This window comes from Pseudocolwellia sp. G5-9, assembly GCF_055808995.1.
Map to the genome: position 1 here is coordinate 3,866,776 of NZ_CM147893.1, position 25,438 is coordinate 3,892,213.

18 protein-coding genes are annotated in these 25,438 nt (G+C 35.0%); 13 read left to right on the forward strand and 5 right to left on the reverse strand.

Annotation, left to right across the window (positions count from 1 at the left end; translation table 11 throughout):
- The 7 genes from lepB (at nucleotide 1) to AC0L5Q_RS16810 (ending at nucleotide 4,922) form a co-directional block, all read left to right on the forward strand.
- Nucleotides 1-921, forward strand: coding sequence for a signal peptidase I (lepB, locus tag AC0L5Q_RS16780; RefSeq protein ID WP_473611725.1), 921 nt, complete (start codon nucleotides 1-3; stop codon nucleotides 919-921).
- Nucleotides 922-1,608, forward strand: coding sequence for a ribonuclease III (gene rnc / locus AC0L5Q_RS16785; protein ID WP_473611729.1), 687 nt, complete (start codon nucleotides 922-924; stop codon nucleotides 1,606-1,608).
- Nucleotides 1,605-2,516: a GTPase Era gene (era, locus tag AC0L5Q_RS16790; protein WP_473611734.1), complete on the forward strand. Its 912-nt coding sequence runs from the start codon at nucleotides 1,605-1,607 to the stop codon at nucleotides 2,514-2,516. Before rnc ends, era begins: the two co-directional genes overlap by 4 nt.
- Before the next feature lie 18 nt (nucleotides 2,517-2,534).
- On the forward strand, nucleotides 2,535-3,215 hold the full coding sequence (gene recO / locus AC0L5Q_RS16795) for a DNA repair protein RecO (RefSeq protein WP_473611738.1): 681 nt from the start codon (nucleotides 2,535-2,537) through the stop codon (nucleotides 3,213-3,215).
- Between the two features lie 67 nt (nucleotides 3,216-3,282).
- Nucleotides 3,283-4,020 carry a pyridoxine 5'-phosphate synthase gene (pdxJ, locus tag AC0L5Q_RS16800; protein WP_473611742.1) on the forward strand — a complete coding sequence of 246 codons (738 nt, stop codon included), beginning with the start codon at nucleotides 3,283-3,285 and terminating at the stop codon, nucleotides 4,018-4,020.
- A gap of 27 nt (nucleotides 4,021-4,047) precedes the next feature.
- A complete protein-coding gene (acpS, locus tag AC0L5Q_RS16805) occupies nucleotides 4,048-4,428 on the forward strand; it encodes a holo-ACP synthase (protein WP_473611746.1) in 381 nt (126 codons plus the stop codon).
- Between the two features lie 239 nt (nucleotides 4,429-4,667).
- Complete coding sequence (locus AC0L5Q_RS16810) at nucleotides 4,668-4,922, forward strand: hypothetical protein (protein WP_473611749.1); 255 nt, start codon at nucleotides 4,668-4,670, stop codon at nucleotides 4,920-4,922.
- Between the two features lie 15 nt (nucleotides 4,923-4,937).
- Here AC0L5Q_RS16810 and barA read toward each other — a convergent pair whose 3' ends face one another.
- The gene (barA, locus tag AC0L5Q_RS16815; protein ID WP_473611753.1) at nucleotides 4,938-7,736 is read right to left on the reverse strand and encodes a two-component sensor histidine kinase BarA; all 2,799 of its coding nucleotides are present in this window, start codon (nucleotides 7,734-7,736) and stop codon (nucleotides 4,938-4,940) included.
- A gap of 142 nt (nucleotides 7,737-7,878) precedes the next feature.
- Here barA and rlmD point away from each other — a divergent pair, with 142 nt between their 5' ends.
- The 5 genes from rlmD (at nucleotide 7,879) to mazG (ending at nucleotide 14,120) form a co-directional block, all read left to right on the forward strand.
- Entirely contained in the window at nucleotides 7,879-9,231 is a 1,353-nt protein-coding gene (gene rlmD, locus AC0L5Q_RS16820) for a 23S rRNA (uracil(1939)-C(5))-methyltransferase RlmD (RefSeq protein WP_473611757.1), read from the forward strand.
- A gap of 6 nt (nucleotides 9,232-9,237) precedes the next feature.
- Complete coding sequence (relA, locus tag AC0L5Q_RS16825; protein WP_473611761.1) at nucleotides 9,238-11,433, forward strand: GTP diphosphokinase; 2,196 nt, start codon at nucleotides 9,238-9,240, stop codon at nucleotides 11,431-11,433.
- Nucleotides 11,434-11,538: 105 nt separating this feature from the next.
- Nucleotides 11,539-12,177 (forward strand): GDSL-type esterase/lipase family protein, encoded by a 639-nt coding sequence (locus AC0L5Q_RS16830; protein WP_473611765.1) that lies wholly within the window; start codon nucleotides 11,539-11,541, stop codon nucleotides 12,175-12,177.
- A 26-nt stretch (nucleotides 12,178-12,203) separates the two neighbouring features.
- Nucleotides 12,204-13,277 carry an acyltransferase family protein gene (locus AC0L5Q_RS16835; protein ID WP_473611768.1) on the forward strand — a complete coding sequence of 358 codons (1,074 nt, stop codon included), beginning with the start codon at nucleotides 12,204-12,206 and terminating at the stop codon, nucleotides 13,275-13,277.
- Between the two features lie 30 nt (nucleotides 13,278-13,307).
- Nucleotides 13,308-14,120: a nucleoside triphosphate pyrophosphohydrolase gene (gene mazG, locus AC0L5Q_RS16840; protein ID WP_473611772.1), complete on the forward strand. Its 813-nt coding sequence runs from the start codon at nucleotides 13,308-13,310 to the stop codon at nucleotides 14,118-14,120.
- Between the two features lie 118 nt (nucleotides 14,121-14,238).
- Here the strand turns inward: mazG and AC0L5Q_RS16845 are convergent, their stop codons facing one another.
- The 3 genes from AC0L5Q_RS16845 to AC0L5Q_RS16855 all read right to left on the reverse strand — a co-directional run bounded on the left by AC0L5Q_RS16845 (nucleotide 14,239) and on the right by AC0L5Q_RS16855 (nucleotide 19,200).
- On the reverse strand, nucleotides 14,239-14,970 hold the full coding sequence (locus AC0L5Q_RS16845; RefSeq protein WP_473611776.1) for a YebC/PmpR family DNA-binding transcriptional regulator: 732 nt from the start codon (nucleotides 14,968-14,970) through the stop codon (nucleotides 14,239-14,241).
- Nucleotides 14,971-15,075: 105 nt separating this feature from the next.
- Nucleotides 15,076-15,954, reverse strand: a complete 879-nt coding sequence (locus AC0L5Q_RS16850) for a LysR substrate-binding domain-containing protein (protein WP_473618325.1) — start codon at nucleotides 15,952-15,954, stop codon at nucleotides 15,076-15,078.
- A gap of 495 nt (nucleotides 15,955-16,449) precedes the next feature.
- On the reverse strand, nucleotides 16,450-19,200 hold the full coding sequence (locus AC0L5Q_RS16855; protein ID WP_473611780.1) for a methyl-accepting chemotaxis protein: 2,751 nt from the start codon (nucleotides 19,198-19,200) through the stop codon (nucleotides 16,450-16,452).
- 546 nt (nucleotides 19,201-19,746) lie between these two features.
- Here AC0L5Q_RS16855 and AC0L5Q_RS16860 point away from each other — a divergent pair.
- Nucleotides 19,747-23,181 (forward strand): ThuA domain-containing protein, encoded by a 3,435-nt coding sequence (locus tag AC0L5Q_RS16860; RefSeq protein ID WP_473611783.1) that lies wholly within the window; start codon nucleotides 19,747-19,749, stop codon nucleotides 23,179-23,181.
- 130 nt (nucleotides 23,182-23,311) lie between these two features.
- Here AC0L5Q_RS16860 and AC0L5Q_RS16865 read toward each other — a convergent pair whose 3' ends face one another.
- Nucleotides 23,312-25,255 carry a TonB-dependent receptor plug domain-containing protein gene (locus AC0L5Q_RS16865; RefSeq protein ID WP_473611787.1) on the reverse strand — a complete coding sequence of 648 codons (1,944 nt, stop codon included), beginning with the start codon at nucleotides 25,253-25,255 and terminating at the stop codon, nucleotides 23,312-23,314.
- Nucleotides 25,256-25,438: the final 183 nt, after the last annotated feature.

Here is a 25,438-nt window from a genome sequence, read left to right on the forward strand (position 1 = left end):
ATGGCAGTTTATTTTTCTATATTTTTAGTTGTTGTTACTATAGTAACTGGAATAATTTGGTTAGCAGATAAGTTTTATTTAGCTCCGCAACGAGAGCTAAAGTTAGCGAATGCTAAAGCGCAATGTGAAGGCGAGTTAGGTACTGAAGTAGAGGCCACTTTAATTGAACCATCAGCTATGGTTGATACAGCGGTTCAGATTTTTCCCGTTATTGCTTTTGTATTGATATTGCGTTCTTTTTTATACGAACCATTTCAAATTCCGTCAGGTTCTATGATGCCAACATTACTTGATGGTGACTTTATTCTTGTTAATAAATTTAACTATGGCTTACGAGATCCTGTTGCACGCAAAAAATTTATTGAAATTAATTTACCTGAGCGTGGCGATGTTGTGGTATTTAAATACCCCGTTGATCCGCAAGTTGATTACATTAAGCGTGTTATAGGCTTACCGGGCGATCGTATTATTTACCGCAATAAGTCGTTATATATTAAGCCAGTGTGTAAACCTGCAGATAAAGCCTGTTCTGACTTTGAGCAGGTTGTACAAACCTTTAGACCTGAAGATTCAACACCAGACGGTTCATATGGTTTAAGTCGTTATACTTCTGAAATGCCAAATAAAACTCACGATATACTCATCAATAATGGGATCACTCCTCGTATAGAACATTATTATAAGCAAGCAGGTACACAGCGAGATGAATTTGTTGTTCCTGATGGTCATTATTTTGTGATGGGTGATAACCGAGATAATAGTTTAGATGGTAGATTTTGGGGTTTTGTGCCAGAAGAGAACTTAGTAGGTGAAGCGGTAGCTATTTGGATGAGTTTTAATTTTGATAGAGCCGAAGATAGTGTTTTACCTCATTGGATCCCAACGGGAGTTAGGTTTGAACGTTTAGGTGGAATTAATTAATTGATCAAAAATACACCTCACGCCCTTACCGCTTTATCTAAACGTATTGGCTACACTTTCAATGATCAAAATTTATTGTTGCAAGCGTTAACTCATCGAAGTGCTAAAGGTTTACATAATGAACGCTTGGAGTTTTTAGGTGACTCTATTCTAGGTTTTGTTATAGCTGAAGCTTTATTTAATCAATTTCCTCAACATGATGAAGGCGATTTAACTCGTATGAGATCTAGCTTAGTTAAAGGCGTAACACTTGCTGAACTTGGTCGAAATTTTAAGTTGGGTGAACATTTAATATTGGGTGCTGGTGAATTGAAAAGTGGCGGTCATAAACGCGATTCAATTCTTGAAGATGCTGTTGAAGCTATAATAGGTGCCGTATATTTAGATTCTGATCAAAAAAGATGTAAAGCTTTAATTCTTGCATGGTTTAGTGAACGCTTAGCGAATATTAAACCGGGTAATGGACAAAAAGATCCGAAAACACGTTTACAAGAATACTTACAGGGCAGAAAAATAGAACTTCCTGAATATGAAGTATTAGAAATTACCGGGCAATCACATAATCAACAATTTACGGTTAAATGCATTACAAGTGTTATTAACACCGAAGTTGTTGCTAAAGGTACAAGCCGACGTAAAGCTGAACAATCAGCAGCTCAACAAGTATTGGACTTAATTCAAAAATGACAACAGAAATGAAACATTGCGGACTTATTGCTATTGTCGGCCGTCCTAACGTAGGTAAATCAACATTACTTAACAGCTTGTTAGGGCAAAAAATTAGTATTACTTCTAAAAAGCCTCAAACGACACGTCATCGTATATTAGGCATTTTAACTGAAAAGAATAACCAAGCCGTTTTAGTTGATACACCAGGTTTGCACACAGATGAAAAACGCGCTATTAACCGCTTAATGAACCGAGCTGCAAGTAGTTCTATTGCTGAAGTTGAGCTTATTGTATTTTTAGTAGAAGGCACACATTGGACAACTGATGACGAGCTTGTTCTGAGTAAAATTAAAAAAAGTGGCGCACCTTGTGTTTTAGTCGTTAATAAAATTGATAACGTACAAAACAAAGAAGATTTATTACCTCATTTACAAAAATTAGGTACTCGACATACATTCCAAGATATTATTCCGATCTCTGCCAGTAAAGGCGATAACGTTGATAAAATTCATGATCTATGTATGAATTCGTTACCAGAAGGTGAATTTTGGTTTCCTGAAGATTATATAACTGATCGCTCCAGCCGATTTATGGCATCTGAAATTATTAGAGAAAAGCTGATCCGCTTCACAGGTGACGAATTACCTTATTCAACGACTGTTGAAATAGAACAGTTTAAAATGGACGAAAAAGGTGTTTACCACATTAATGCACTTATTCTTGTTGAACGTGAAACTCAAAAAAGAATGGTTATTGGTAATAAAGGCGCAAGACTAAAAACAATAGGTCAAGAAGCTCGTAGAGATATGGAAGCTTTATTTGGTCAACAAGTATTTTTAGAAACTTGGGTAAAAGTTAAGTCGGGCTGGGCTGATGATGAAAGAGCACTGCGTAGTTTAGGTTATGGCGATGATTACTCAGGTTAATAATGTAAATTAAACACGATGGAAATATTTGAGCAACAAGCTTTTATTCTTCACAGTAGACCATTCAAAGATAATCAGTTAATCGTTGATTTGTTAACTGAACAAAGTGGTAAAGTTTCCGCTATTGTTTACACAGGTAAAACACAAAAATCGAATAAAAAAGGGCTGTTACAGCCTTTTTTGCCCTTACAAGTATTATTAAAGGGTAAAGGACAACTTAAAAATTTAAGTCGTATAGAAACGACTTCACGCTCTTATGCGCTTTCTGGAAATTACGTTTTTAGTGGCTTTTATCTTAATGAATTATTAGTCAAATTACTTGGTGACCATATAGAATGCCCTGAACTGTTTCATCAGTATAAGCGAAGTTTACAGGCATTAGCTGAGCAAACATCAATAGAAAGAACGCTCAGGAATTTTGAAATGATTTTGTTAGATGAACTTGGGCAAAGTTTTGATTTTAGTACTGTATTTGAGTCGCAAGCGCTATTCTTTTATTACGTTCTTGAAGAAGGCTTTATTCCTGCGATAAATAAGCTAACTTTACCAAAATACAGCAAAGAGCATCTTTTAGCTATTGCACAACAAAGTATTGAAGATGAACAGGTATTAAGAACATTTAAGTTATTAATGAGACAAGTGATCAATAACTTATTAGGTGGCAAACCATTAAATAGTAGAAAGTTATTTACTCGATAACAGTCATTTACAAAACGAAAAACACGTAAATTATTAATTATACAAACAGTAAAAATAAGAGTTAATTATGAATGATATTTTATTAGGCGTTAATGTTGATCATATTGCAACGTTACGACAAGCTAGAGGTACAAACTTTCCAGATCCTGTCTACGCAGCAACAGTTGCAGAACATGCCGGTGCAGACGGTATTACGGTTCATTTACGTGAAGATAGACGCCATATTCAAGACCGAGATATTCATGTACTTAAACAAACACTGAATACTCGTATGAATTTAGAAATGGCAGTAACAGATGAAATGCTTGATATTGCTTGTGATGTTAAACCTGTGTTTTGTTGTTTAGTACCTGAAAAACGTGAAGAGCTTACAACGGAAGGTGGTTTAGATGTTGTCGGGCAGTTAGATAAAATTACTCAAGCGGTTAGCCGCTTATCTGCGGTTGGTACGCAAACCAGCTTATTTATTGATGCCGATATAAAGCAAATAGATGCGGCTTTAGCCACTAAAGCGACGTATATTGAAATTCATACTGGTAAATATGCTGATGCGGTTAACGAAGAGGAGCAATTGACCGAGTTAGAACGATTAACCAAAGGTATTAAATACGCTCATAGCAAGGGTTTGAAGGTTAATGCGGGACATGGCTTAAATTACTTTAATGTTAAACCCATTGCCGCTATTCCTGAGATTATCGAGTTAAACATAGGTCATAGTATTATCGCTCGTGCGGTAATTGACGGATTAGATAAAGCGATCCGTGATATGAAGCGCCTAATGCTTGAAGCGCGTGGAATCAAATAAAGGTCTATAAAGAGCGTAGGGTAGAGTATGTCAGTTGTTGGTATTGGAACAGATATTGTAGAAATTAACAGAATTGCTGCAATGTCTGAAAAAGTGCGAAATAGTCTTGCCTTAAGAGTACTCACAGATGCTGAATACAAGCACTACTCTACTGTAAAACAACCTGAACGTTATTTGGCCAAAAGATGGGCAGGTAAAGAAGCTTTATCTAAGGCATTAGGTACAGGCATTGCAAAAGGTGTATCTTTTCAACATATCGAGATTCTATCGTTACCCTCTGGTCAACCTGTTTTACAATTAACCGATAAAGCCTTGGAAATAGCAAAGTCTTTAGGGGCTAGCAAATGGCATATTACCTTATCAGACGAAGTTAACTATGCAACTGCTTTTGTTGTTCTTTCTATTTAGGTATTTTTCATAGTTAAAATATACGTTATTTAATTTTGTTGTAGCAGAGCGTTATTAACGTGTTAATTTATTTGGTGTTTTGAACTGGTTTTTATAATAGATTGATAATAAAACTATTATTTCCATAGTTAACAGCTTCTTTCATTAATGTATATTTTTAATATATTCTTGAACAATTTTATTATTAAAGTCTATACTGAATATAATTATATTAAATTTATGGATAGCGGAGTTAGTTTATGGAAGAAAAGAAGTCTCCTACTACTGAACGACGTAATGAATCACCGGAAGCTTCTTCTTGGTGGGATAAATTAACTTTAGCGCAAAAGTTCTCTGCGAGTAGTTTAGGTAAGTTTGGTTACGAACTATTATGTATTCGTAAAGTAAAAGGTAAAAACCTTGCCATATTAAAGTGTAATGGTGGTATTGCTACAATAGCTGCTGATGGTGAAATAAATACATCAGCTAAAATAAAACTTAGGTCTGAAGAATAGAGTTATCGACAAATGCTACAGATTTATATTTAATTTTGCTATAGGCACATTCAATGAACTTAATACTTGAGGGGCTACTTTTATTATATTATCCAAGTGTTCAAAAAATTCAAAAAATTCAGGTTCTAATTCTTCAATACTCACACCTTGCTTAAGAGATGTCTCTATTTGATGAGTCACTTTACTTAAATTAGGCACTCCAGAATAGCAGCAAGCACCATTAAGTTTATGAATTAAGGTTTTTAATTGTTCTATATCTTGGGACGTTATCGCCTCGGTTATATGTATTTTAGCTTCAGGTAAGCTTTTGGTTAATCCAATTAACATTTCTTTCGCTAACTCTTCTTTGTTACCTGCTCTTTTTAACGCCAATGACCAATCTATAATAGCCGTTGTGTGTAGACTACTTACTACCTCTGGTGGATCTATGTCTACGTCATTACATTTATGCTCATTGAATTTAGCCATATCACAATATTCGTAAATAGCATGGCTTAACATAGATTCGTCTAGTGGCTTCGACATATAAAAATCAAAACCTTGCTCAATTAATTTGTCTTTTTCTCCGTGTAGGGCATGTGCTGTTACCGCTATGATCGGCGTAGAGTCATTGAATGTTTTAGCTTTAATCGCTAACAATGCTGATATACCATCCATTACTGGCATTTGTATATCCATAAATATTAAGGCGTATTTTTCTATTTTACATAACTCTAGTGCTTCTAAGCCATTAGTTGCCGTAATAACTTCAGCAACTTGTTCAAGTAATAAGGTTTTAATAAGTTTTAAATTAGCTTCATTGTCATCGACTGCTAATACCTTAATAGGCAGGTGATTTTTAAATTTATTTGGTAGGTATGTTTTTATAGATTTATGGTCTTTATGAGTAAAAGCTTTACATAATTTTATTGGTGTAATGGGTTTACTAATACAGTTTGAAGCACCACTGGCTATCAATGTTTCATAAATATGTGGTGAATTACTGTTAACCGCAAGATGAATAGATACCGCATTTTTATTACATTGACTTATTGAACTCTTCAGCTCATCTAAAGCAATTGGACTAATGTCATGACCGATTAATATATGATCATAACTATGTTGATGAGATAAAGCAGCTATCACTTGCTCAATACTAGTGACATGAGAAACTTCCATTCCCCAGTCTGACATGATCTGGGTAGTTGCCATTCTGCTGTGCATATGCGGTTCAAAGTATAATACTTTTTTATAAGCTAAAGATGATGTTTGTAATTGAGATATCAGTGGAATAGGGGTTACTTCAGACTGGAAAGTAAACCAGAAAGTTGAACCTTTACCTTCTTCACTAGAAAATCCTATTTTACCATGCATTTCAGAGACTAATCTTTGTGAGATAACCAAGCCTAAACCTGTACCTCCATATAAACGCGTAATACTATTATCTGCTTGGCCAAATGCTTCAAAAAGCGCTTCTTGTTGTTGGCTTTTTATTCCGACACCGGTATCAACTAACTCTACTTTTAATATTGCTGTTTTGTGATCGCTTTGCTCGCATTTTATATCAATATTGACCGAACCTTTTTCGGTAAATTTAATTGCATTACTGGCTAAATTAATGATGATCTGCTTAACTCGCATAGCATCACCAATAAGAGAATCAGGTACAGAGGAGGTGATATTGAAAGAAAGCTCTATGTTCTTTTGATGCGCACTGGGTGCTAATAAGGTTAAGGCTTCTTCAGTAGCTTCTCTTAATGAATAAGGGATTTTTTCCAGAACCATTTTTCCTGCATCTAATTTAGAAAAGTCTAAAATATCGTTAATGATGGAAAGTAAGTTAGCGGCAGAGCCCTCAATAGTGTACAAGTAATCTCGTTGAGTATCAGTAAGAGGTGTTTTAAGTACTTGTCGAGTAAAGCCTATAACACCATTTAGTGGAGTTCTTAATTCATGACTCATATTGGCTAAGAATTCAGATTTTACTTTATTAGCATCTTGAGCTTTACGTTTAGCAATGTTTAATTCAACGTTTTGTATTTCGAACTGCTCTAAACTTTCACGTAAATCTATAGTGGCTTGATCTATATGACGCTGCATCTCATCGTTAAAATCAACTAATGACTGGGCCATGGAATTCACACCATTTTTGAGAAAACTTAGCTCGCCAATTAATTGCCCACTTATACGACTTTCAAGTTTGCCTTCTCTTATTCTATCCACCATTTGCACCATAGATAAAATAGGGCTAGTGACATATTTAATGAGTTGTGATGCAAAAATAAAATTAATGAGCACGCCAAGGAGAACAATCGAAAAAGCGATAAGTACTTCACTTTGTTGATTAAACTGAATTTTATTTTTATCTATTTGAATAGAAACATAACCAATAGGGGATATTTTGCTATTTGATGAATTAAATTCGTCAATAATAGGCGCTCTGAAAATAACATAATCATCGTATTCAGTTTTTGATGTTTTTTCGGGGATCGCCTCTCCAGCATTTAGCCTCATTAAATTAATATCACCATGATATGAACTGGTTACAAATATTTGATTATCTTGAGTAAATAAAGCGATACTTTTAACGATGGAAGATTGGCTACGGTGTGCAAAACTAATTAAATGCCGTAATTTTTCTCGTTGTTCATTTAATAAAGGATCTGTGCTGGCTATCGCTAAAGGTTCGATAATACTCTGAGCTTGAGTCGTTAAAAAATCATCTAATTCACTGTATCGACTAAACGAGAAATAAGCAGCTACGGCTAAGCTGATCAAAGTCGTTGGTATGATAGTGAGTAAAATGACCCAGTCTTTAAGACTAATTTTATGCATGTATCTCTTAACTTAGTGTAGAATTACGAGTTTATATTCATTTGTATTCGTTTGTAATATACAAATATTATTTTCATATAATGTCATATACACACGCGAATTTGTAGCGTTGGATCGATGGCAACTCAATAAAGATAAAAACATGGCTAATTTTTTTAAACCCAGCACTAAAAAACAACCTACAGGACAAGTTATATCGATAGTTATTGATCGGCTTGATCATAATGGTATAGGTGTAGGGGAATATAATAAGAAGCCTATTTTTATAGAAAACACATTACCTAAAGAAAAAATAAAGGCTAAAATTGTTGAGGCTAAAGGTAAGTTTTATAAAGGGAGTGTTATTGAGCTAGTGAGTACTAGTGAACACCGTGTAAAACCGTCTTGTAAGCATTTTAAAACTTGCGGTGGTTGTGATTTACAGCACTTATCATTTGAAGAGCATTTAGCATTTAAACAACATAAACTTATCGATTTATTTTCGCGAAATAACATTAACGGTAATTTGCCTTGGCAAGAAAGCATCACTAGCGATGCACTGCACTATAGAAGAAAAGCCCGCATAGGTGTGCAATACAATAAGTTAGGCGAACCTATTGTGGGCTTTAGACAAAAATCGAGTAATAACTTAGTACAACTAAAAGAATGTATTGTATTGGTTGAACCTATCAAGCATGTGTTTACAATACTTACATCACTTATTAAATCGTTAAGCCTAGTTAAATCTATTGGGCATGTTGAAGTTATTTATACGCAACATATAAGTATAATTGTAAGACAGCTTATTCCGCTTAATGAACAAGATAAAACGTTATGGAAGAACATTGCAGAGCAACATCAATGGCAAGTCTATATTGATAACGGAAAAGAGGTTACTCTACTAACACCTGTTACACCTTTGTTTTATCAAATAAGTGAGCAGAGTGGAATATCTCAAAATCATGCTTCGGAATCGGTTATTAATATTTATTTTGAACCTAAAGACTTTATTCAGGTTAATCATCACGTTAATAATAAAATGATCATGCAAGCGTTAAACTGGTTAGATTTACAAGAAGATGATCAGGTATTGGATTTATTTTGTGGTTTAGGAAATTTCAGTTTACCCATAGCGAGAAAAGTTAAAAGTGTTGTGGGGGTTGAAGGTTTGCAAACCATGGTAGATAAAGCTACCTATAATGCTCAAATGAGTAACCTTGATAACACCGCGTTTTTTCAAGCGGATTTAAATAGTAACTGGGGTAAGCAAGCTTGGGCACATAAAAAATATTCGAAAGTTTTATTAGATCCTGCTAGAGCCGGAGCATACGAGGCTTTAATTCAGTTAATAGATTTGGATATTTCAAGTATTGTTTATGTAAGTTGCGACCCAGCAACGTTAGCTAAAGACAGTCAATTACTTATCAGTAATGGATATACTATAGAGAAAATAGCCATTATGGATATGTTTGCACAAACTAAGCACATTGAGACAATGATATTGTTTAAAAAGTAGGATTTTATGGTTTCTGTTCGTCGTTCACATCAAACATCAATGCCAACTTTTGAGCTATGGCTAAAAACACTTGAGCTAACTGGCCCTAAGCAAAGAGCACTAGAGGCTTTATGGAAAGAGGTGCATACTTTCTTTAATGATCAAGAAGAGTGCTTAATTAAGTCTAGAGAAATGGTTGAAATTCTTGCTGCTCTTAATCTTGATAAAGATTCGCTTTGTGCCGCTTTTTTATGTCCATTATACGAATATGATTGTATTGAACTTAGCTTTATAGAAGAAAACTTTAATAAGTCAGTTTTCAATTTATGCCATGGCGTTAACCAAATGGATGCCATTAAAATTTTGCAAAAAAGGCGTAGCGATCAAGTTTCAGGTACACACATAGATAACGTGCGTAAAATGTTATTGGCTATGGTTGATGATGTACGTGCGGTGGTGATTAAGTTATCTGAACGCTTATGTCATTTACGTTTAGTTAAAAACCTTGATGAAGAAACCAAAGTATTAACCGCCAAAGAAATTGTTAATATTTATGCACCTTTAGCTAATCGTTTAGGTATAGGGCAATTAAAATGGGAACTAGAAGATTTATCTTTTAGGTATTTACACCCGAATACTTATAAAAAAATTGCCAAGCTATTAGATGAAAAAAGATTAGACCGTGAACAATACATGGTTGATTTTGTTGAAAGTCTATCTTCTCAGCTAAAAAAACTAGAGGTGAGAGGAGAAGTGTTTGGTCGACCAAAACACATTTTTAGTATTTGGAAAAAAATGCAACAAAAGTCTTTAGACTTTGATCAGCTTTTTGACGTAAGAGCTGTAAGGATCATTGTAGAGAGATTACAAGATTGTTATAGCGCTTTAGGTGTTGTTCATACGAATTGGAAGCACTTATCGAGTGAGTTTGATGACTATGTTGCCACACCAAAAGCCAACGGTTATCAGTCAATTCATACGGTAGTATTAGGGCCAGAAGGCAAGTCGGTTGAGATACAAATAAGAACGCAACAAATGGATGATGATGCTGAATTAGGTGTTGCGGCTCATTGGCGTTACAAAGAAGGCACTGCTTCAGGTAAAACAACTGGCTTTGACGATAAAATTAGCTGGCTAAGAAAAATATTACAATGGCAAGAAGATGTAACCGAAAGTGGTGAATTGATTGATGAGTTACGAAGCCAAGTGTTTGAAGATCGTATCTATGTATTTACCCCAAGCGGTGAAGTTATTGATTTACCAGTTAATTCTACCCCATTAGATTTCGCTTATTATATTCACTCTAATGTAGGGCATACCTGTATTGGAGCGAAAGTTTTTGGTCGTATTGTTCCTTTTACACATAAACTAAAAACAGGTGATCAAGTTGAAATTCTTCGTAGTAAAAGCGCAACGCCTAGCCGAGACTGGTTAAACCCTAATTTACATTATTTACATACTGCACGAGCACGGTCTAAAGTGCAGCACTTCTTTAAGTTTGCAGATAAAGATAAAAACATTGCCGCAGGTAAAGAGTTACTAGACGCTGAATTAGGTAAAAATAATCTTACACAAATTGATTTTTCACAAGCATTCGACCGCTTTAATGTGGCCAGCGTAGAAGACTTATATGGAGCGATAGGCTCTGGTGGTGCTCGATTACAACAAGTGGTTAATTTCTTTCTACAAAAAGAAAACGAACTAAAACCTTTTGAAGAAATAGATCCTCAATCTTTAGTTAAAGAGCCCAATCCATCGCAAAAACTAAAAGCTGACTCCAATGGTGTTACTGTTTCTGGTGTAGGTAATTTAATGACACATATGGCTAAGTGTTGCCATCCTGTACCGGGAGATAATATTTTAGGCTTTATAACACAAGGGCGAGGGATTTCTGTTCACCGTATTGATTGTGAACAGCTTGCTAACTCGCTTGATTTACAACCCGAGCGTGAAATTGAAGTACAGTGGGGCGATGAGCAGAAAACAAGCTATCAAGTAACCGTTCAAGTGATAGCAAGTGACAGACAAGGCCTTGTACGTGACATTTCAACTATTATAGCGAACGAAAGAGTCAGTATTGTGGGTATGGATACACATTCAGATAATGTAAAACATACTACATCAATGTTATTGAAGCTTGAGTTAACCAACAATGAAATCTTAACAAGGTTGATTGATAAGTTACTACAGTTAGATGACATTATTAGCGCTAAGCGCATTTAGGTATAACTCAAACATTCGTTTTAAAATAATAAGTATAAAGTGAAATTCAAATATTCAAAAATAATTTATATAGTAGCGATCTTTCTTTTGTTCTGTATGGTGATCATGAGCAGCGCTTATATTAAGCGCTTTATTGTTCTTCTTAATACAGAACAAAATGAGTTAACTCGATATTATTATCAAATGGCAGCCTTTCACCAAAGGATCGATAATAATTTAACCCAAGGATATAATGTTTTTATTGGTGATAGTTTAATACAAGGATTAGCTGTTTCTGAAATTGATAATAAAACAGTTAATTATGGAATTGGTAATGACACAACATACGGTGTTATTAAAAGGCTTCCGTTATACAAATCTATTTCATATGCAAAAAATATCATTATCTCTATTGGCCATAATGACATCAGGCAGAGAAAGCAAAAAGAAATTATTCAAAACGTTCGAACAATAATTGAATACATTCCTCCTGATAAAAGCGTTATTATTTGCGCTATTTTTTTAGTTGATGAAAATATTCAGATGGAAGGAATAACGAACCTAAAAATACAAAATTTAAATAATAAAATTAAAGGTTTAACCCTAAAATATTCAAATGTCAGTTATTTAGATACCAACTCACTTGTGACTTTAGATGGAAACTTATCTCCTCAATATCATATTGGTGATGGTATTCATTTAAATAAAAAGGGGAACGAATTGTGGATCAGAGAACTCAAAAACGCGTTAAAACGTAAAGAGTAAGTTAAATTTATTAAAGGACCTTTCACTTGCAAAGAATTAACTACCTTGATGGACATCGCGGTATTGCTATTTTATTAGTCATGCTCTTTCATGCTTTTAGCCGATGGCCTGAATTGGTTCCATATACAAACGAGTATGCAGAATTTCCTTTATTTCAATTTGGCTTTTTAGGTGTACAACTTTTCTTCATATTGTCAGGGTTTGTTATATTAATGACCTTAGAAAAATGCACTAATTTTAAAGAATTTATTTATCATCGATGGTTAAGATTATTTCCAGCGATGCTTATTTGTTCTTTAATTATATATTTTTCAGCGAGTTATTTTTTTGAAAGACCTAACGGAGATCCATCTGTTAAAGATTTAATTCCAGGTTTAACTTTTATTGACCCTTATTATTTAAGTCGCTTAATAGGGGGGGTGAATAACCTTGAAGATGCTTTTTGGTCTTTATATGTCGAGTTTAAGTTTTACGTTATCTCTGCTTTGTTATACTTTTTAATTGGAAGTAAAAAACTTGTTGTGAGCTTGTTTGTACTTTTTGTTCTTTGGTTTTTTCTTACACAATTGCAGCAGCATACAGATAGCCGTTTAATATATTATGCATTATCTTTGACTAATCATCTCTCTTTGAAATATTTTGGTTGGTTCGCTGCTGGTGCCTCTTTTTACCTATATACAAAACATGATGATAAGCAGTGGTTCTGGTATGGTGTGGTTATATGTATTTTAAGCTCGTTGGCTGCGGCAATCGTAAGCCATAGTGTAGAAGTATTAGTAGCTATACTTATTATTTCTTTATTCTTTTCAGCTTCACTTATCAGTGTGAATATACAACAATTTTTAAGTAATAAGTTTTTGTTATTTTTGGGTTATGTTAGTTATCCTTTATATCTATTACACGAAAACATGATGATATCTTTTGTTATTAAATTTAATGATTTATTACCACAAAAGCTGAGTTTTCTTTTACCTTTATTTGCAATTACTATCATATCGAGTATTGCTTATGTCATAGCTAAATATATTGAGAAACCAGTAAAAAACATTATAAAAAACATATTTGATTTTAACAAAGCACAAAGCTTATCTTCAAAATAATATTATTAAACAACAAGGTAATCATTATTAATGCTAAACGATAAATCGTCTATTGAAAAACTTCGATGGATTATGGCCCAATTACGAGATCCTGAATATGGCTGCCCGTGGGATATTAAACAAACCTTTTCCTCTATTGTTTCTCATACTATTGAAGAAGCTTACGAAGTTGCTGATGCGATTGAACAGCAAGATTATGTTGAACTAAAAAAAGAATTAGGTGATTTACTGTTTCAAGTGATTTTTTATAGTCAATTGGGCGAAGAAGAAAAACTATTTGGTTTTGATGATGTAGTAGAAGCTGTTTGCGAAAAACTTATTAGGCGTCATCCGCACGTGTTCTCAGACGCATCATTAAGTACAGATGCTGAGATTAAAGCTAACTGGGAAAATGAAAAAGCTAAAGAGCGAGAGCTGAAAAATAACACGCAAAATAATGAAGAGCGTTTAAGTATTTTAGCCGATATTCCTAAAAACTTACCAGCATTATCACAAGCAGCTAAAATACAAAAACGTTGTTCACATGTAGGTTTTGATTGGGATAATGTTGATGATGTTTTTGCTAAAATTGAAGAAGAAGTGCAAGAGGTTAAAGCTGAGCTTCATCGTGATGAAGCGGCCTTGAGCGAAGAATTAGGCGATTTATTGTTTGCGGTAGTCAATTTGTGTCGTCATGCCAAGCAAGATCCTGAAACCATATTACGTAAAGCGAATCAAAAGTTTACTAAACGATTCCAATCTGTTGAAAGTAAAGTAAATCAATCATCTAAAGCATTTACAGACCATAAACTTGATGAGCTTGAAGTGTATTGGCAAGAAGTTAAACAAGAAGAAAGTAAGTAACTGTTTATTAAATAAAAGAGTTTGCTTTACAAAGAAGTAATACTAATTTAAATAATAAACATAAAAAAAGCATCTAACTTCATGAATAAGTAGATGCTTTTTGTTTATTCGCTTTACGTTATTCTTCAGCAGGTAACTCAGCATTGTGATAAACGTTTTGTACATCATCACAATCATCTAACATTGCCATAAACTTTTCAAAATTAGCAATGTCATCGGCATCAGTTAATTCTGTATAAGTTTGAGGAACAAAGGTAATTTCTTCAACTTCTAAGTCATATTCAGGCATGCTATCGGCAAACGCTGTTTTTATTTTGAAGAATTCGGTATGTGGAGCAAATACGGTAATGATCCCATCTTCAAGTTCAACGTCAGTTACGTCTATTTCAGCCATTAATAGATTTTCGAACACAGATTCGTCATCTTCACCTTTAAAAGCAAAAACAGCTTGGTGCGCAAACATATGAGAAACTGTGCCTGAAGAGCCGATTTTAGAATTTGTTTTAGTGAAACACTGACGAACATCTTTAATGGTTCTATTACCGTTATCTGTTAAACAGTCGATAATAACCATACAGCCACCGGGTCCGTAACCTTCATAGCGAGATTCACTATAATCTTCGCCACCAGTACCTTTAGCTTTTTCAATTGCTTTATCAATTACATGTGTAGGTACTTGGTCTTTCTTAGCTTTTTCAATTAAGCGACGAAGAGATAAGTTACTGTCAGGGTCTGTACTGCCGTTTTTAGCACATACGTAAATTTCTTTACCGTATTTAGAATAAACTTTAGTTTTGGCGCCTTGTGTCTTGGCCATTGATAATTTACGGTTTTGGTAAGCTCTTCCCATCTTAAATCTGTCTCTTTATTTATTTACAATAAACTTACCCTTAATTCTACCAGTGAAAGGCTAGTTTTGACTAGTGCATAGCCAAAAATTGCTTTAATTTAACAACTAAATTTCATCTGCAAAGGTTGATTTAACCCACTTAGCAAATATTTCGAGTTCTTTTTTGTTTTCCATGTTCTCATGTTGGACTAAGTAGTAGCGGTCATTTGTTACTAGTTCATCTTCAAATAATTTAACTAATGAACCTTCTTTAAACCAGGTCTCACTCATAGGTAAGGGAATTAATGCGATCCCCATGCCTTGTTGAGCTGCTCGAGCAACGCCGAACATACTATCAAATTGGATGATTTGTTTAGGGTCGAAATTACTACGGCCTGTTTTTTCAGCCCATTGATGCCAAGACCAAGGACGAGAGCGATGCAATAATAAAGGGATAGAATTTAGTGCATCTAAATCACTATCTTTCCATTTTTTATAAAGTGCCTTATTACAAGCTGGTGCGTAACGAATTGGGAATAAGTCGTGTACTATGCTGGCATTTGGTTTTCCATTCGCTAGTACAATTGATAAATCAGCAATTTGCGAAGGTTCTGAACCTGACTTTACTGTTTCAAGTTGTAAGTTGATTTTAGGGTTTTCTTCAGCCCACTCACTTAGCCTAGGTATAAAAAGTTCACTAGCAAAAAATTCAGGCATGCTAATGATGATATTTTTATTTTGCTGGCTGTTTGTGAAATCAGAAATTGTAGATTCTAATTGGTTAATCAATGGATTAACCGACTGATAAAACTGCTTTCCTGCGGAAGTGAGTTCAATTGCGCGAGTTTGGCGCTTAAATAAAGTGATGCCCAACTGTTCTTCAAGCTGTTTTATTTGATGGCTTACGGCAGAAGGTGTTAAAAAAAGCTGCGAAGCTGCATGTTTAAAACTTAAACATTTAGCGGCAATACAAAAAGACCTTAGGCCTCTAATAGGGGTTTGGATTGGCATATCATTTACAACAAGGTAGTTACGTCACAAACTGTAAAGCAATAATTAGACCTGCTAGTCAGTTTTTATTTTATCTTTTAAAACAATCGTTTAAATTTTTACTTTTAATTAAGAGTATTATTTGAAGTGTGTTGAACTATTGTGGTGCAGCGGTGTGATCTATTATGGTGCTTTGGTGAGTATAATACCTTAAGTAATCTAAGGTTATAATATTAAAGGCAAAAAAAATGGACGCCATAAGGCGTCCAAAACAACAAACATATGTTTTATCAATCGGGGAGATCTAAAAACAAGTTCATCTTATAAATACTTGACACATGTGACAAGTGTTAAGAAATCACCTGATAGTTGAATTTTATTCATTTATGGTTTTATCTAAAATAATACGCGCTTGGTTTAAGGCGTTTTATGACTCAGTGGTTTGAGGGAGGGATAAAAAGCCTTGTCATAAGGTTATTTATAACAAAGCTTAAAGGGAGGGGATGATATTTAAGTAATTTTAAAAACTGATACTTCTCTTTCTAAGTCAGTGGCTAGTTTGGCTAACTCGACACTCGATTCAGCAATATGTTCTGTTGCAGTACTGGTTTCTGCCACACCCATGTTAAGTGTTTCTACGCTTTCTAAAATAATTTTCACTACAACAGATTGTTCTTCTGCAGCCGTTGCTATTTGGGTACTTAAATCGTTAATTTGATTGATTTCTTCATTGATTATTTTATTAAGGTCGTTCACTTCTTGTGCGTGAGATTTAACGGTATTTGCTTGAATAACACTATTAGCCATAACTTCTACTGAAGAATTAGCACCCGCCATAATAGTATTGACCATATCGTTTATTTCTTTGGTTGAGTCTTGGGTACGCTGAGCTAATTGTCGTACTTCATCAGCTACAACGGCAAAACCTCTGCCTTGCTCGCCTGCTCGAGCAGCTTCTATAGCAGCATTTAGAGCAAGGAGGTTGGTTTGATCGGCGATACCTTTAATAACATCTAATACGGTAACCACTTGACTAAAGTCAGTACGTACTTTTTGAACGCTTTGCTCCGAATCTTGTATTTTGTCTGTCATTGAAAGAATTGCATTGTAGGTGTCGTCTATTTTATTCGAACTATCAGTAACCTTACTCTGAATTTCATGAACTGCAGAAGATGTTGTAGAGGCACTTGCGGCTACATCATTTACAGTCATTCCCATTTCTTGCATCGCGGTTTTAAGTTGATCTGATGCAACACTTTGAGCCGATAGTGTTTGGCTCGTTTGAGTGGTAATAGTAGCTAATTCTTCTGAAGTACTTGATTGTTGAAGAGAAACCATTTCAATATTTTTAACAATATTGGCTAAGTTATTTATCATTTGTTGAATGGCTATTTGTAAATGGCCGACTTCATCATTGGATGTTTTAGCAACTTTAATGGTTAAATCACCTTTGGCAACACGTTGTGCAGCTTCGGATACCACGATAATGGGAGATGCTATTTTACCCGCAAACAATATACCCACAAGCGCAATAACAATTACAAATACTACCATGAGGATTATCATGAAATTTGTATTTTTATTGATGGAAGCAAATGCTTCAGGTTCGTCTATTTCTGACAAAATAGCCCAGCTGAAGTTGTCAAAATCTATACGGTCAAAAGACGATAGCACGGGATTTCCATTATAATCAGTGATTATATTCGTGCCTTTTTTGCCAGCTAAAGCATCTCTTGTCGCTTGGGTATCAACACCGTTTTTATCAATAGTGCCTGCAAAGCTTGCGTTAACAGAATGCCCCTCGGGGTCTAAAAACGAATTACTTCTCATTTTTAAATCCATTCCTACAAGATAACTTTCACCGCTATCTCCCATACCTTCTCTTATGCCCATGATATTTTGTATGCCTTCAATAGGAAGCTGCAGGGCAATATATAATGAAACTTTTCCTTTGGCGTCTAATATAGGTTGGCCAATAAAAGCAGCAGGATCATTATTACTTGGAGCGTAAGGGGCAAAATCAACAAAGCCGTATTGTCCATTATCTTTAATTTGAGTAACTAAGGTACCTAAATTTGATGAGGCATACTTTCCACTTAAAATATTGGTTTGATAATCGGCTTCTTTTGCGACGGTATAAAAAATATAGCCGCTAGCATCAATAAGAAATAAATCATAATAACCGTATTGTTTTATATAGTTGTTATAAAACTCTTCATTTTTAAATGTGGTGGGATTAAATGCTTCGGCTATATCAACCTCAGAAATAATTGCCCAACGAATACCATTTGCTATTTCTAAATAATCCCAACTACTCACAACAGGGTTATTATTGTAATCATTGATTAGTTGAGTATCTTTATTGCCATTTAGTGCGTTAATTGCTGCGGTTGTTTCTACTTTATTGTTTGCAGCAAAAGAGGCTTTAACTGAATAATTTTTGGGGTTAAGGTAAGAGTTAGAACGCATTAGCTTGTCTGGCCCTACAAGATAAGACTCTCCGGTTTCTCCCATACCTACGCGATTGCCTAATATATTATTAATTTTTTCTATCGGCTGTTGAAAGGCAATGTAACCAATGCGCTTGCCATTAACGGTAACGGGTTTGACCGTAAATGCAGCAGGGTCATCGTTGCTTGGCGCATAAGGTTTAAAATCACCGAATTGAATGTCTGTAGATTTACTTTGTTGGGCTAAGATAAAAGCTTGATAAAATGAGCTTTCACTTAAGTCTTTTGGAATGTTTTGTCCTAAATCACTTTCTCTAGTGACAGAGTAAATAATCGTACCATCGTTGCTAATAATGAAAAAATCATACCAACCAAAATAGTTTAAAAGAGGTTTGTATGAAGCATCATACTTATCGAGTAAGGTTTTCCATTTATTTTTATCCGCAAAGCTAGAGAGTAAAGTGGTTAAATTGGTTTGTAATTCTATTTGTTTAGCCAGTAATTCAAGTTGGGTGTTGTTATTGGCTAAATAATCATTTAGCTGTGCTTTTTTTACTGAATTAATCGCAGAAAGTTTCATGAAAGCTTGTTTTTTCATGGTACTGGCTATATCCACGAGTACAGACATATCGCCTTTTCTTTCCTTAAAATAGGTTTCAATCGATTGCTTTTTTATTTGGTTAATAGCGGTGAGTTGGTTGTAAACCTTGTCTGAGACATCGTCCGAATTATTAAAGGTGGTAACAACACTAATGATAACTGCGGGGATAATACCAATAGCCACTAAAAGCAACATGATTTTAGTTTTCAAACTTTCCATTTTGAACATAATAATATCTCGTAGAGGTTAATCCGGCACTTTAAATGCTTATTTAATAATAGTGCATAATTATTTTATTTTTAATAATTATAACTTAAAAAATATTAATTACAGTCTTAGTTTATGTTTTTTATGGTTTTTTTTGTTTTCTGGACGGGAGGTTCTCTAACTATTCATGTTATTAACAATAAACCTACTATAAATTTACATATTGTTTACTGTTAACAATGTTTGCTTTGTACTGCGAAAATAATAAATACTATTTATACCTACCACTCAATATGCCTATTTCAGGGTGCTTGAGCGATATCAATTCAAGGCAATGCTTTGTAATAATGGTCGTTCCCTTATAAAAAGATATAACTGCCGTTAATCCTGTCTCTTGAAGTTGCATGAGAATCATAGGCTATATTTTATATACGAAACGCCGATTTTTTTACAAAATAAGGCGATTTCGTATTACCGCTATTTAAGTTAGTTTTATAAACTTCTTGGTATAGTCGATATAAGTATCTTCCTTTGTAGGGCATTATCTATATGAATTTATCCCACCGTTTAATTGTTTCTTTATTTCTTGTTTCTTTCACTTTTGTATTGAGTGGTTGTGGGGAGTCAGATAAGTCACCTAAAAAAATGAGTGTTGAGAAACCTAAGCACGTTTTAATTTTTAGTAAAACTAAAGGCTGGAGGCATAAATCTATTGAATTAGGTACTGAAAAGTTAACGCAAGCTCTTAGCAATAAAGGGATCAAAGCTACTGCTACAGAAGATGCGTCTATTTTTAATGATGCTAAACTTTCAACTTTTTCAACCCTAATTTTCTTAAATACCACAGGTGATATTCTTAATAAGCAACAGCAAGTTGCTATGGAGCGTTATATACAAGCAGGCGGTGGATTTGTTGGTATTCATTCGGCAACCGATACTGAATCGGGTGGTGATTGGTTTTGGTATAGACGTCTTGTAGGCGCCGTTTTCAAAAGTCACCCAGGTATTCCGTCAAATGTACAAACTGCAAAGCTTAAAGTACTTAGAAAAGATCATCCTTCTACTGCCGAACTTCCTGACTCTTTTAGTGTGGCTGACGAATGGTACGACTTTAAAAGTTTATCTGATCGCAGAATTGATTTAATAAGCGTTGATGAAGGCTCTTATAACGGTGGCGGGCATGGGGCGTATCATCCTATTGCTTGGTATCACGAATTTGACGGTGGCCGTTCTTTTTATACAGGTGTAGGACATAATGCTAATAACTTTAGTCATTCTATTTACATGGCACATTTATTAGGTGGTATCGAATACGCTATTGGTAATAATGAAAGAAATTATGAAAAATCGAGACCTGAACCTAACCGATTTGCGAAAGAAGTTTTATTAGATTCACTCAACGAACCTGTGAGTTTAGATATAACAAAAGATGGTAATACGCTCTTTTATGTTGAACGAAAAGGTCAAGTAAAGCGCGTTGAACTCTCTACAAACGCTATGATTGAAATCGGTAAAATTGATGTATATTCACCTGATGGGTTTGGTGAGTTTGGTTTATTGGCTCTGGCATTAGATCCTAATTTTGAGATAAACCAGCACATATATTTAATGTATAACGCTTCATCAACAAATTCTGATAAAGATTTAACACAACGCGTGTCTCGTTTCACACTAAAAAACGGCGAAATAGATCAATCAAGTCGAATTGATATGCTAGATGCGCCTAGTGAAGGTAATTGTTGTCATACCGGCGGTAATATGGAGTTTGATGCTAAAGGTAATTTATTTATTGCCTTAGGTGACAATGCTAATCCGTTTGAATCTCATGGTGTTGGGCCTTCAGATTTTAGAGAGGGTCGAGTTGCTCACGACGCATATCGTTCATCAGGAAATACGCAAGACTTTCGCGGTAAAATTTTACGTATTACCCCTCAACAAGATGGTTCGTACACTATTCCAGAAGGTAATTTGTTTACTAACTCAAGTATAGGGAAACCTGAAATTTATGTGATGGGAACACGAAACCCATACACTATTGCGTTTGATGATAAAGAACAAACACTCTATTACGGTGATGTAGGCCCAGATGCTAAAGGATATGATGAAAAATACGGTTCTAAGGGATTCGACGAAATAAACAAAGTTACACAAGCGGGTAATTTTGGTTGGCCTTCATTTATTGGCAATAATAAAGCTTATCGTCAGTTTGATTATGAGACACAAGAATCAGGTAAATGGAATAATCCTCTTTACCCAATAAATAACTCCCCTAGAAACACAGGGGCAAAAAATATTCCTCCAGCACAACCCGCTTATATTTGGTATCCCTATAGCAATTCTGATGTTTTTCCTGAATTAGGCGCAGGTTCTCGTAATGCTTTGGTTGCAGGGGTTTATCGTACTACAAAAGGTCCAAAAGCCTTACCTAGTTACTACGATGGGGGATTATTTATTTCAGACTTTATGCGTCGTTGGATCAAAGTGGTTTTTAGTGACAAAAATGGCGACATTTACAAAATAGAAGAATTTATTCCAGATGCTGAATTTACAGCTCCTATTGATTTAATGTTTAGCAGCAAAGGCGAACTTTATATTTTAGAGTATGGTTCAAAATGGCACTCAGGTAATATCGATGCCAAGTTATCGCGTGTTATTTATACCGGAGCAGGTAATCGATCGCCTAACGCTAAAATTAGTATTGAAAATACGCAAGGGGTTGTACCCTTTGCTGTTAAAGCTTCTGCAAAAAACTCTACGGATCCTGATAACGATCCCCTAACGTATACTTGGAAAATAACAAATTTAGATACAGAGCAAAGCCCTGAAAAAGCTGACTATACTCATGCTAAAGCTTTATCTGGGCGTGATGTTACATTTGATTTTACTGAAAAAGGACGCTTTGGGCTGCTTCTATCGGTAACCGATCATCAAGGTGAAAGTCGTAATGCTTATAAAATCATTGAAGTAGGTAATGCTCCTCCTACTATTAGTATTAGCGTAGAGGGGAACCAAGACTTTATTTGGCCTAATCAAATGTCACCAAAGTACAGTGTAAGTATTGGTGATTTAGAGGATGGCAATATCACTCAAACCTCTGAAAATTTCGAAAGAGTTGATATTACTTTCAATAAAGTAGAGGCAGGGAAAACTGAAAAAGCTGTAGGGCATTTAGCTAACGACCCCTATGGTCCAGGTCGTGCAGCCACTAAGAAACATTTATGTGCAGGGTGTCATCAAGAGCAAGATGCTTCTGTAGGGCCGGCTTTCCAAAAAGTGGCAGACAAGTATTCTTCAGTTAAAGATCCTATCGCTTATTTAAAGCAAACTATTGCTGCTGGTAGTACAGGTAAATGGGGCGATCATCAAATGCCAGCGCACGACTTTTTATCGGATGAAGTACGCGGAACACTTGCTCAATATATATTATTACTCAAATCAAAAGTACCTAGCTTACCGCTAGTAGGTCGCTTACCTAAAGTGACTAATGAAAGTGCTTATGTATTAAAAGCGAGTTATAGGGATAACGGGGCATTAGGACTGTCGGCTATTGAAAAATATAATGAGCATAACTTTATTGCACCTACTATTAATGCTAAAGCTTTGTTTGACAATGCAGGTAAGGTTGAAGGCGTGCGTTTTTCTGGTGGTAATATAAAAACTGTTGCTATGTCAGGTAAAGAAGTTCATTTTCCTCTTGGTGAGTATGATCTTAACCAAGTAACAGGTATCAAACTGCTGCAAAAATATAAGAAAGGGCTACCTGAAGGAAGTGTGTTTGAGTTGAGAATAGGGAGTGCGAAAGGCAATGCAATTACCAAAGGTCAATTCAGTTATAGTGGTTTGAAGCCTTATGATGATGCAATATTAACGTTAAACTTTGAGCCTATTACTAAAAAGACACTTATATTTTTAGTTGTGATTTCTGAAGGTGTTGATAAAGATGCCTTGACCGCTAATTTATATTCAATCACTTTTTTGAACTAGGGCCTGTTGATCTTTCGAGTATGATTTTTGTTCAATTTACAAGCTAAAAGGCCAGTGAATTTGCATTCACTGGTCTTTTTCATACTTTTAGTTATTACGATTGGTAACGGGTATATTATTCAAATAGGTATTATAAACTTTTTGTTAATTTAGCCGTTAAAACCGGTCCTCTGTTACTAAAACCTACCGATTCTTCATAACTGTTGTCTAATATATTATTTGCGCTAAACGCAAAGGTAAGTGACTTCTCAATTTTCCAACGTAAGGCAAGGTCAACGCGTGCAAAGCCTGCCATTTCAACAGTTCCTGTTGGTACAGAACTATCATAATAGCTGCCGTTAAAGGTAATACGAGACAATAACGAAACATTATTAAGTGGTGTATAATCTAACTGAAATCCACCTTTTAACTTAGGTCTTCTACGGAGTTTTATATCTGCATCAAAGGTGTCTAATTTAGCATAGCCAATATTCGCTTTAGCATATAAATCGTCATTCAATTTAATATTTAGTGCAAATTCAGCACCTTTAGCGCGTACTTTAGAACGGTTAACGTTTGTAAATGTTTCAGGATCAAAATCCACCAAGTTTTTGTACGTATTTTGATAAAGGTTAAAACGAGTGGTTAGCTTATTTTGATTAAATGAGCTATCTAGCCCAAGTTCATAATTCTCACTAAGCTCGGGTTTAAGATCTGGATTACCTACTAAAGGGTGTCCTATAGCGAAAAAACTCGGTAATTTAAAACCTTCACTATATTGAGCAGTAAAAGAATGAGCAGTTGATATTTGATAACGACTAAGTACACGATTAGTGGTTACTGAAATCTCATCGGCTTTATCATGACGAATACCGGCTGTTATATTTAGACCAGCTAATGGGGCTAAAGTGGTTTCAGCAAAAACAGCTTCATTGTGTCGAGATAATGTATAAACAGCAGGCAGGGGGAAGCCAAAATCAATAGTACTGTCCATTCCGCCATCTTCATCAGCTATCGATGCGCCTAAGGCCATTTGAATTTTGTTTGAGTAGGCGTAATTTGCCGTTAAGCTAAAGTCGGTTCTTTTGTAATGTGAGTCAACATCTAGTGCGGGTACCGCATCAAGTTTACCTTCTGCTATACCTGGGTTCATCGACGTTTCTTCACGTTTAGTTGTAGCGGCATTGAACTTAAGATTAAATGTATCAGTAAGGTTGTGTTGTATATTCGCGTTAGTATTTGTTTGTGTAAACTCTCTTACTTCTTGTAAAGGGAGTACAGCGAGGCGATCTCCTCCGCTGTCTTCTGGAAAGGTTTCTCCTTGTCCATCAACGTAAAATAAGCCAATATTCCAAAGCGTTGTGTCATTATTAATTGAACTTAATGAAGCATTTATAGCCGAACGATGAAACGCATCACCAAAGTGACTATCGTCATTGTTTTGATAAGATGCTAATAGGTTAAAATCAGCAATATCAGCAACTTCACTACCTAAATGAATACTTCCCACGGTAACACTGTTGGAACCCGCAGTAAGGCTTACGCTACCTAATTTATCAGCTGAATGTTTTTTGGTTTTTATACTAACAATACCCGCAAGTGCGTCACTACCTTGTACGGTTGAATAGCCGCCATAATAAACATTAACGCTTTCAACCATTTCAGGATCTATAGTACCTAAATCAAATGCACCGCCACGGCTATTGGTTGGGTCGTTTACTTTTACACCATCAACAAGAATAACAACAAAGTTCGCTTCACTGCCTCTTATTGACAAAAATGTTAACCCCGCTGCACCACCTTGTTCAGTGATATCAATACCGGGAACACCACGTAAAATATCAGCAAAGCTATTGGGAGTAAGTGCAGCTATTTCATCTGCACTTATTGAAACATTGGGGATATGTTCTGATGAACTTGTATCAGAGATATGCGTACCGATAACGGTCAGAGTTTCTATATTGTTTGCTTGGGCTAAACTGTTATTACAAAGAGGTAGCGCTAAACATAAAGTTGTTGCTTTTAATTTGAAATCGGCTAAAAAAATGTTGCGTAATGCGCCGAGTAAATTGCTTGGAAAGATGTTTTTTTTCATAATGAATTTCGAGAATAGTGATTAATACCAATGCTAATTTATTAATAGAACTAGTATGAAATATCCTTTAAGACCTTATATAGTTATTGAATGTGAGTAAGTGTTTTTTGTATTTTACATACAATCTACCCATTTTATTCATAATTTAAAAATAAATAATACTTACCTGTGTAAACATTTTAG